Origin of the sequence: Stenotrophomonas sepilia (assembly GCF_003244875.1) — a bacterium.
In the GTDB taxonomy this organism is placed as follows: domain Bacteria; phylum Pseudomonadota; class Gammaproteobacteria; order Xanthomonadales; family Xanthomonadaceae; genus Stenotrophomonas; species Stenotrophomonas sepilia.
The window spans coordinates 1-8,138 of the sequence record NZ_LXXZ01000046.1; the positions used below are offsets into that span (position 1 = coordinate 1).

The window sequence follows — 8,138 nt, forward strand, 5'->3', positions numbered from 1 at the left end:
CCCCCGCCTCTCCCGACAGTGCGCAGGATGCAAACGCTGCACCGGCCGGGAACGCCGCTTCCTCCCCCTCTCCCCCGCGTCGGCTGCACAGCTCCCTGTCCATGCCGTATTTCTCGTTCGCCCAGCCGCTGACCCCACGGAGCTGAATATGAGCGACATCCAGTGGAGCGACGGCGCTCCCATCTACCGTCAATTGAAGGAGCGCGTGATCGCCATGATGCTCGACGGAATCCTGAAGCCGGGCGATGCCCTGCCTTCGGTGCGCCAGGTGGCCGCCGACTATCAACTCAACCCCATCACCGTTTCGCGCGCCTACCAGGAACTGGCCGATGAAGGCCTGGTCGAGAAGCGCCGCGGCCTGGGCATGTTCATGACCGAGCAGGCGGCCACGCAGCTGCGCAGCAGCGAGCGCGAGCGCTTCCTCAACGAAGAATGGCCCGCGGTGCTGGAGCGCATCCAGCGCCTGGGCCTGAGCCTCGACGAATTGCTGCCCCAGGGGAACGTCTGATGAACAGCACTGCAAGCGAACCCGTCATCACCGCGCGAGGCCTGCGCAAGGCCTACAGGACCACGGTAGCCCTCGACAACGCCAGCTTCAGCATTCCGAGCGGGCGCATCGTCGGCCTGATCGGTCCCAACGGCGCCGGCAAGACCACCGCACTGAAGGCCATCCTCGGCCTCACCTCGGTGGAAGGCGACCTGAGCGTGCTCGGCCGCGATCCGCGACTGCATCGCGACGAGCTGATGAATGACATCTGCTTCATCGCCGACGTCGCCGTGCTGCCGCGCTGGCTGAAGGTGCGCGAGGCGATCGACTTCGTCGCCGGCGTCCACCCGCGCTTCGACCGCGCCCGCTGCGAGCGCTTCCTGGCCAATACCAAGCTGCAACCGAAGCAGCGCGTGCGCGAACTGTCCAAGGGCATGATCGTGCAGCTGCACCTGGCGCTGGTGATGGCCATCGACGCCCGCATCCTGGTCCTGGACGAGCCCACTCTCGGCCTGGACATCCTCTATCGCAAGGAGTTCTACCAGCGCCTGCTGGAGGACTATTTCGACGAACAGAAGACCATCATCGTCACCACCCATCAGGTGGAAGAGATCGAGCACATCCTCAGCGACGTCATGTTCATCCGTGATGGCCGCATCGTGCTCGACGCGGACATGGACGATGTCGGCCAGCGCTACACCGAGCTGCTGGTCAACGCCGACCAGCTGGAGACCGCGCGTGCGCTGAAGCCGATCGACGAGCGCAGCCTGGCGTTCGGCAAGACCGTGATGCTGTTCGATGGCGTGCCGCGCACCCAGCTCTCCACCCTTGGCGAGACCCGCAGCCCGGGCCTGGCCGATCTGTTCGTCGCCATCATGAAGGGGACCTACGCATGAATGCCGTCAACCACCCCGTCAGCCCGATGGGCACCCTGCGCTGGCTGCTCAAGCGCGAGTACTGGGAGAACCGTGGCGGTTTCCTGTACGCACCGCTGATCGCCGGCCTGATCTCGCTGGTGATGAGCACCATCGGCATCGCCTTCGGCCTGTTCGCCCTGCACCGGGCCGCACGTGATGGTGGCCTGCACATCGACGGCGAAGACGTGAACATCAACGGCCTGGACCTGGCCCTGCTGACCCGCGACATCAGTGCCAAGGACCTGGCTGACCTTGGCAACGGCCTCGACCTGACCCTGGTGCTCAGCTCGGCCTGGCCGTTCCTGGTACTGGCCTTCGTGGTGTTTTTCTACTGCCTGGGTGCCCTGTACGACGACCGCCGCGACCGCAGCATCCTGTTCTGGAAGTCACTGCCGCTGTCGGATACCCAGACCGTGTTGTCCAAGGTGATCAGCGCACTGATCGTGGCCCCACTGATCGCGGTGATCGCCGGCATCATCACCATGTTCGGCTTCATGCTGGTGATCAGCATCGTCGCGCTGATGCACGGCGGCAGCCCGATGACCCTGATCTGGGGCCCGGCCAGCCCGCTGACCCTGGCCGCCGGCCACCTGGCCTGGATCCCGGTCTACGCCCTGTGGGCCCTGCCCACCGCCGGCTGGTTGCTGCTGTGCTCGGCCTGGGCCCGCAGCAAGCCGTTCCTGTGGGCGGTGATGCTGCCGCTGTTCGCCGGCGTCATCGTCAGCACCACCAAGGTGATGCCGCTGATCGGCCTGACCACGGGCTGGTTCTGGCAGAACATCGTTGGCCGGCTGCTGCTGGGCGGCGTACCGGGCACGGACCTGGTGTATCGCCTCAGCGCCGAGGAAGGCACGCGCCGCGACCTCGAATCGGTGGTCAGCCTGATGTCGCCGGCCTCGCAGCTGAAGTCACTGGCGATGCCGGAACTGTGGATCGGTGCTGCCGTCGGCGCCGTGTTCATTGTCCTTGCCATCCGTCTGCGCAAGCGCGCCGGCGAGATCTGATTCCATCCACCCGGAGGCACCACCCATGCGTTCCCTGCTCGCCTGTTCTGCATTGTTGCTGTTGCCGCTGTCGGCGCTGGCCGCCGATGCTCCGAACTGCAAGTTCGCCGCTGCCCGCGCGCTGAAGCTGGACGTGGCCGGTGCCAAAGCGGTGGTGTTCGAGGTCAACCAGCATGACCTGAAGGTGGTCGCCAGCCCCGGCGGTGGCCAGTTGGATGGCCGTGCCTGTGCGTCCAGCCAGGAATGGCTGGAGCAGCTGGTACTGGACCAGCGCAAGGTGGGCGACAAGCTGGTGGTGAGTCTGCGCCGCGAGGGCCGTGACAGCGGCATCAGCCTGGGCAGCAGTTATGCCTGGCTGGACATCCGTGGCAGCGTGCCGGACAACCTTCCGCTGCAGTTCAAGGTCGGCTCCGGCGATGCCAGCGTGGACAACGCGCAGTCGCTGAGCGTGGATGTCGGCTCCGGTGATGCCATCGTGCGTGGCACCCGCGGCAGCATCCATGCAGCGGTGGGTTCGGGCGACCTGGACATTGACGGCGGCAGTTCGCTGAACCTGCTCTCGCTGGGTTCCGGCGACGTCAAGGTGCGCAACATCGGTGGCGATGCGGTCACCGGCACTGTCGGTTCGGGTGACCTGAAGATCAGCGATGTCCGCGGCAACGCACGACTGGACACGGTCGGTTCCGGCGACATCGGGTTCAAGCGCGTGCAAGGCAACGTCGAGGTCGGTGTGGTCGGCTCGGGCGATGTTGATCTGTCCGACATCGGCGGCAATGTGCATGTGCGCAGTCACGGCTCGGGGGACATCCAGGTCGATGGCGTGCGCGGCAGCCTGACCGTCGACCACAGCGGCAGCGGCGATGTCGGCCACCGCAACGTCAGCGGCACCGTCACCCTGCCCCGTAAAAAGTAACCGCTACGGACCGATCGAGGAAACTGCCATGAATCTGCTGCGCGTGCTGCCTGCCACCCTGCTGTGCCTGCCGCTGATCGCCTGCGGCGGCACGTCCTCCACGCCTGATACCACCGTCGGCAAAAGCGTGGCCGACGCGACCAGCGGGGTCGGCCAGACTGTCAAGGAGGCCATGGACGATGCCCGCAAGGACATCACTCAGGGCAACATCAAGATCTCGGCCGACAAGCAGCCGCGTGCCGAGATCACCCCGGATGGCCACCTGCTGATCGACGGCAAGGACGTGCCGGCCAACGAAACCCAGCGCCAACGGCTGCTGGAATATCGCGGCCACGTCGTCGCCATTGCAATGGACGGCATGGATGTCGGCCTGGCTGGCGCCAAGCTCGGTGCCAGCGCTGCCGGCGAAGCGCTGAAGGGCATTTTCAGCGGCGACAGCGAAGGCATCGAGAAGCGGATCAACGCCGAGGCCGAGAAGATCGAGGCCCAGGCCAAGCGCATCTGCAACCGCATGCCGGCGATGCTGGCCAGCCAGCAAGCACTGGCGCGCGAGCTGCCGGCGTTCAAGCCCTACGCAACGATGGACCAGAGTGACGTCGACGACTGCGGCAAGGACACCGTGGTCCGGCGCTAGGCCTGTGACAGATCAGCGCGCCCGGCCGGCAGCGGCGCCCCGCTGCCGGCCGTAGCGTGCCGACCGGCTTACAATGGCGGCCCCGGACGCCCCCGAACCGAATGCCATGAAGAAGTTGTTCCTGCTGCTGGCCGCCCTGCTCTGCCTGGGCCTGGTCGGCTGTGACAAGGATTACCGCAACCACCGCGCCGAGCGCGGCAAGCCCAAGATTTCTGTCAGCGAAGGCATGGTGACCGTGCGTCGCCCGCCGGCACCGAACATCATCATCCTCGGCGATGGCACGATGAAGGTGGACGAGATCCAGATCCCGCTGGACCAAGGGCAGAAGCAGATGCTGCAGACGATGTTCGGCAGGCTGCAGGTGCTGCGCCAGAACACCCTGGTCGCCGCCCCGGCCGATCCCAACATGCAACCGGTGAAGATCCAGCCGCCGGAGAGCATGGAAGTGATTCCGGCGGACCTGATCCAGCGCATCCCCGAGTTCAAGGATTACACCGACACGTTCGGCAACATCGTCGCCGACCGTCGCTGAAGCAGAAACGCCGCCCCAGGGCGGCGTTCCTGCGTGTGGTGGGTGCGGACCTTGGTCCGCACGCCGTTCGATCAACCGCCCCCGCCACCGCCCCCCGCCTGGATGCCACCGGCAGTCAGCGCGGCCGGGTCCAGCAGGCGGCGCAGCTCGGCTTCGTCCAGGCCGCTGTCCTCCAGCGCGACGTCCAACACCGGGCGCTGTTCCTTGTAGGCACGCTTGGCAATGGCCGCGGCCTTCTCGTAGCCGATGATCGGGTTCAGTGCAGTAACCAGGATCGGATTGCGCGCCAGCGCTTCGGCCACGCGGTCCCCGCGCACCTTCAGCCCGGCGATCGCGCTGTCGGCCAGCAGCCGCGACACATTCGCGAGCAGGCCGATGCCATCGAGCAGGTTCACCGCGATCAGTGGCAGGGTGACGTTGAGCTGGAAGTTGCCGGTCTGTCCGGCCACGGTGATTGCCGTGTGGTGGCCGATCACCTGCGCGCAGGCCATCACGGTCGCTTCCGGAATCACCGGGTTGACCTTGCCCGGCATGATCGAGCTGCCCGGCTGCAGTGCCGGCAGTTCGATCTCGCCCAGCCCGGCCAGCGGACCGGCATTCATCCAGCGAAGATCATTGGCGATCTTGATCAGCGCCACCGCCAGTGCATTGAGCTGGCCGGACAACTCCACTGCATCGTCCTGCGCGGCCAGGCCTTCGAACTTGTTCTCGGCGCTGTCGAACTTGAAACCGGTCTGTTGCTTCAGTGCCTTGGCTACCTGCGCGCCAAAACGCGGGTCGGCGTTGATGCCGGTGCCGATGGCGGTGCCACCCAGCGGCAGGCGGCGCACGCGCTTGAGGCTGTCTTCGATGCGCTCCTGCGCCGAGGCCAGCTGCGCCGACCATGCGCCGAACTCCTGCTCGAAGGTCAGTGGCATCGCGTCCATCAGGTGGGTACGGCCGGTCTTGACCACCTTGCGCAGGCTGCGGCCCTTCTTGTCGAGGGTCTTGCGCAGGTGCACCAGCGCCGGCAGCAGCTGTTCGTGCGTCGCCAGCACCGCCGACACGCGCAGCGCGGTCGGGATCACGTCGTTGGAGCTCTGCCCCTGGTTCACGTGGTCATTGGGATGCACGCTGGTCTTGCCCGCCTTGCCGGCACGGTTGGCCAGGGTGGCGATGACCTCATTGGCATTCATGTTCGACGACGTGCCCGAACCGGTCTGGTAGACGTCGATCGGGAAGTGCGCGTCCCAGTTGCCGGCGGCCACTTCGGCAGCAGCGGTCTGGATGGCCTTGGCCACGTTCTTCGGCAGGTGGCCCAGCTCGGCGTTGACGCCGGCGGCAGCGCCCTTGACCAGGCCCAGGGCACGGATGAAACCGCGCGGCATGCGCTGGCCCGACACCGGGAAATTCTGCACGGCACGCTGGGTCTGGGCGCCCCACAGGGCGTCGGCAGGCACCTGCAGCTCGCCCATGCTGTCGTGTTCGATTCTGAAACCCTTGCTTGCAGCTTTGCTCATTGCTTCAACTCCGCACTACTTCAGTTGGGGAAAGGGAAGCGGCGGCTGGCAGGGTGTCGCTTCCCGGGCTGGCGGCTGCGCCAACGATACTCCCTTGCCCGCAGCGTGGGATGATGAGGACGGGCCAGAACGTTCCGTCCGCAGGGCCGTGTTGTAGAGCCGAGCCCATGCTCGGCTTCCCGCAGGGCGCCGGATTCTCCGAAGCAGCCGAGCGTGGGCTCGGCTCTACAGGGCACGCCCCGCCGGCACGTCGTAGAATATCGGCCCCGCCGCTCGTCCCAGCCCTGCCGACATGTCCGATTCCGCCCTGCTCGCCCTGTCCCCGCTCGATGGCCGCTATGCCGGCAAGGTCGACGCGCTGCGCCCGATCTTCTCCGAATACGGCCTGATCAAGGCCCGCATCACGGTCGAGGTGGAATGGCTGCTGGCGCTGGCCGCCGAACCGGGCATCGTCGAACTGGCGCCGTTCTCCGACGCCGCCGTCGCCCGCCTGCGCGACCTGGCCGCCCGCTTCAGCCCGGCCCAGGCCGCGCGCGTGAAGGAGATCGAGCGCACCACCAACCATGACGTCAAGGCGGTGGAGTACTTCATCAAGGAACAGCTGAAGGACGACGCCGAGCTGGCGCCGGCGCTGGAATTCGTGCATTTCGCCTGCACCAGCGAAGACATCAACAACCTCAGCTACGGACTGATGCTGGAACAGGCCCGCCGCGAGGTGCTGCTGCCGACCCTGGACGGCATCGCCAGCACCCTGCGCACCCTGGCCCACGCCCAGGCCGGCCAGCCGATGCTGTCGCGCACCCACGGCCAGACCGCCTCGCCGACCACGCTGGGCAAGGAGCTGGCCAACGTGGTCGCACGCCTGGAGCGCCAGCGCCGGCAGATCGCCGCGGTCGAACTGACCGGCAAGATCAACGGTGCGGTCGGCAACTACAACGCCCACATCGCCAGCTACCCGGACGTGGACTGGCCGGCCTTCGCCGAGCGCTTCGTGACCGGCCTGGGCCTGGTATTCAACCCGTACACCACGCAGATCGAGCCGCACGACAACATCGCCGAGATCGGCGATGCGGCGCGTCGCGCCAATATCATCCTGATCGACCTGGCCCGCGACATCTGGGGCTACATCTCGCTGGGCTACTTCAAGCAGCGCCTGAAGGAAGGCGAAGTCGGCTCGTCGACGATGCCGCACAAGGTCAATCCGATCGATTTCGAGAACGCGGAAGGCAACTTCGGTATCGCCAACGCGCTGTTCGAGCACTTCAGCGCGAAGCTGCCGATCAGCCGCTGGCAGCGTGACCTGACCGATTCCACCGTGCTGCGTGCACTGGGCACCGCGTTCGGCCACAGCCAGGTGGCGCTGGATTCGCTGGCCAAGGGCCTGGGCAAGCTGGAAGTGAACCCGCAGCGCTTGGATGCCGATCTGGACGCGGCCTGGGAAGTGCTGGCCGAGGCCGTGCAGACGGTGATGCGCCGCCATGGCCTGCCGAACCCGTACGAGCAGCTGAAGGCGCTGACCCGCGGCCAGGGCATCACGGCCGAGTCGATGCGTGCGTTCGTGCAGGGGCTGGAGCTGCCGGCGGATGCGAAGCAGCGTCTGCTGGACATGACCCCGGGCAGCTACACCGGTCTGGCCGAGGCGCTGGCGAAGAAGATCTAAGGGGTTTGCTTGCGGCGGCGGCCGCGTGCGCTGCCTGCGGCAGGCAACATCAACGTCAAGAGCGGCTCTGGATTGCTGCTGGCTGGGCGGGGCAGGTTGGGTTCGCGGGGGACGCCGTGGATCCGTCCGTGGAGGCTTAGCCGCGCCATCCATGGCGCGGATACCCCCCTCGAACCCAACCCGCCCCACCTCTGACAGATTCCCGGTGACGGATCGAAGAGCATTGGGTTATCGGGACGGAATTTGAGAGAGGGACGCGGCTTCGCCGCGTCCCTCCTTGTTTGTGGGGGTTTTGTAGAGCCGAGCCCATGCTCGGCTGATTTTCGCGTGGGCAAAAGCAAGCCGAGCGTGGGCTCGGCTCTACAAGGGCATGAGCAAGCGCAGCGCGCGACCCGCTCTTGCCTTTGATTTTCTTCTTCCATTCCGTGGCGGGCCCCGCAGGAAACTGTCAGGGGCCGGGCGGGTGGACCGTGCAGGGGCGTTGGCGCCATG

Annotated in this window: 8 protein-coding genes; 7 read left to right on the forward strand and 1 reads right to left on the reverse strand. The window is 66.5% G+C overall.

Translation table 11 applies throughout. The annotated features are described in order from the left end of the window. The first annotated feature begins 148 nt into the window (after positions 1 to 148). The 6 genes from A7X97_RS08665 to A7X97_RS08690 all read left to right on the forward strand — a co-directional run bounded on the left by A7X97_RS08665 (position 149) and on the right by A7X97_RS08690 (position 4,487). Complete coding sequence (locus tag A7X97_RS08665; RefSeq protein ID WP_005417481.1) at positions 149 to 508, forward strand: GntR family transcriptional regulator; 360 nt, start codon at positions 149 to 151, stop codon at positions 506 to 508. Further along, complete coding sequence (locus A7X97_RS08670; protein WP_005417484.1) at positions 508 to 1,383, forward strand: ABC transporter ATP-binding protein; 876 nt, start codon at positions 508 to 510, stop codon at positions 1,381 to 1,383. Before A7X97_RS08665 ends, A7X97_RS08670 begins: the two co-directional genes overlap by 1 nt. Continuing rightward, positions 1,380 to 2,408, forward strand: a complete 1,029-nt coding sequence (locus A7X97_RS08675) for an ABC-2 transporter permease (protein ID WP_065178601.1) — start codon at positions 1,380 to 1,382, stop codon at positions 2,406 to 2,408. The genes A7X97_RS08670 and A7X97_RS08675 overlap by 4 nt, the downstream gene beginning before the upstream one ends. Positions 2,409 to 2,433: 25 nt before the next feature. Next, the gene (locus A7X97_RS08680; RefSeq protein WP_088496862.1) at positions 2,434 to 3,321 is read left to right on the forward strand and encodes a GIN domain-containing protein; all 888 of its coding nucleotides are present in this window, start codon (positions 2,434 to 2,436) and stop codon (positions 3,319 to 3,321) included. Between the two features lie 28 nt (positions 3,322 to 3,349). Then, positions 3,350 to 3,955: a YggN family protein gene (locus tag A7X97_RS08685; RefSeq protein ID WP_072168171.1), complete on the forward strand. Its 606-nt coding sequence runs from the start codon at positions 3,350 to 3,352 to the stop codon at positions 3,953 to 3,955. Positions 3,956 to 4,061: 106 nt separating this feature from the next. After that, positions 4,062 to 4,487: a hypothetical protein gene (locus tag A7X97_RS08690; protein WP_072168172.1), complete on the forward strand. Its 426-nt coding sequence runs from the start codon at positions 4,062 to 4,064 to the stop codon at positions 4,485 to 4,487. 71 nt (positions 4,488 to 4,558) lie between these two features. Here the strand turns inward: A7X97_RS08690 and A7X97_RS08695 are convergent, their stop codons facing one another. After that, positions 4,559 to 5,986, reverse strand: coding sequence for a class II fumarate hydratase (locus A7X97_RS08695; protein WP_088496863.1), 1,428 nt, complete (start codon positions 5,984 to 5,986; stop codon positions 4,559 to 4,561). 292 nt (positions 5,987 to 6,278) lie between these two features. Here A7X97_RS08695 and purB point away from each other — a divergent pair, with 292 nt between their 5' ends. Further along, a complete protein-coding gene (gene purB, locus A7X97_RS08700) occupies positions 6,279 to 7,646 on the forward strand; it encodes an adenylosuccinate lyase (RefSeq protein WP_072168174.1) in 1,368 nt (455 codons plus the stop codon). The last annotated feature ends 492 nt before the right edge of the window (positions 7,647 to 8,138 follow it).

Coding starts and splice junctions, on each gene's coding strand:
- A7X97_RS08665 (WP_005417481.1), top strand. CDS start 149: ATGAGCGACATCCAGTGGAGCGACGGCGCTCCCATCTACCGTCAATTG.
- A7X97_RS08670 (WP_005417484.1), top strand. CDS start 508: ATGAACAGCACTGCAAGCGAACCCGTCATCACCGCGCGAGGCCTGCGC.
- A7X97_RS08675 (WP_065178601.1), top strand. CDS start 1,380: ATGAATGCCGTCAACCACCCCGTCAGCCCGATGGGCACCCTGCGCTGG.
- A7X97_RS08680 (WP_088496862.1), top strand. CDS start 2,434: ATGCGTTCCCTGCTCGCCTGTTCTGCATTGTTGCTGTTGCCGCTGTCG.
- A7X97_RS08685 (WP_072168171.1), top strand. CDS start 3,350: ATGAATCTGCTGCGCGTGCTGCCTGCCACCCTGCTGTGCCTGCCGCTG.
- A7X97_RS08690 (WP_072168172.1), top strand. CDS start 4,062: ATGAAGAAGTTGTTCCTGCTGCTGGCCGCCCTGCTCTGCCTGGGCCTG.
- A7X97_RS08695 (WP_088496863.1), bottom strand. CDS start 5,986: ATGAGCAAAGCTGCAAGCAAGGGTTTCAGAATCGAACACGACAGCATG.
- purB (WP_072168174.1), top strand. CDS start 6,279: ATGTCCGATTCCGCCCTGCTCGCCCTGTCCCCGCTCGATGGCCGCTAT.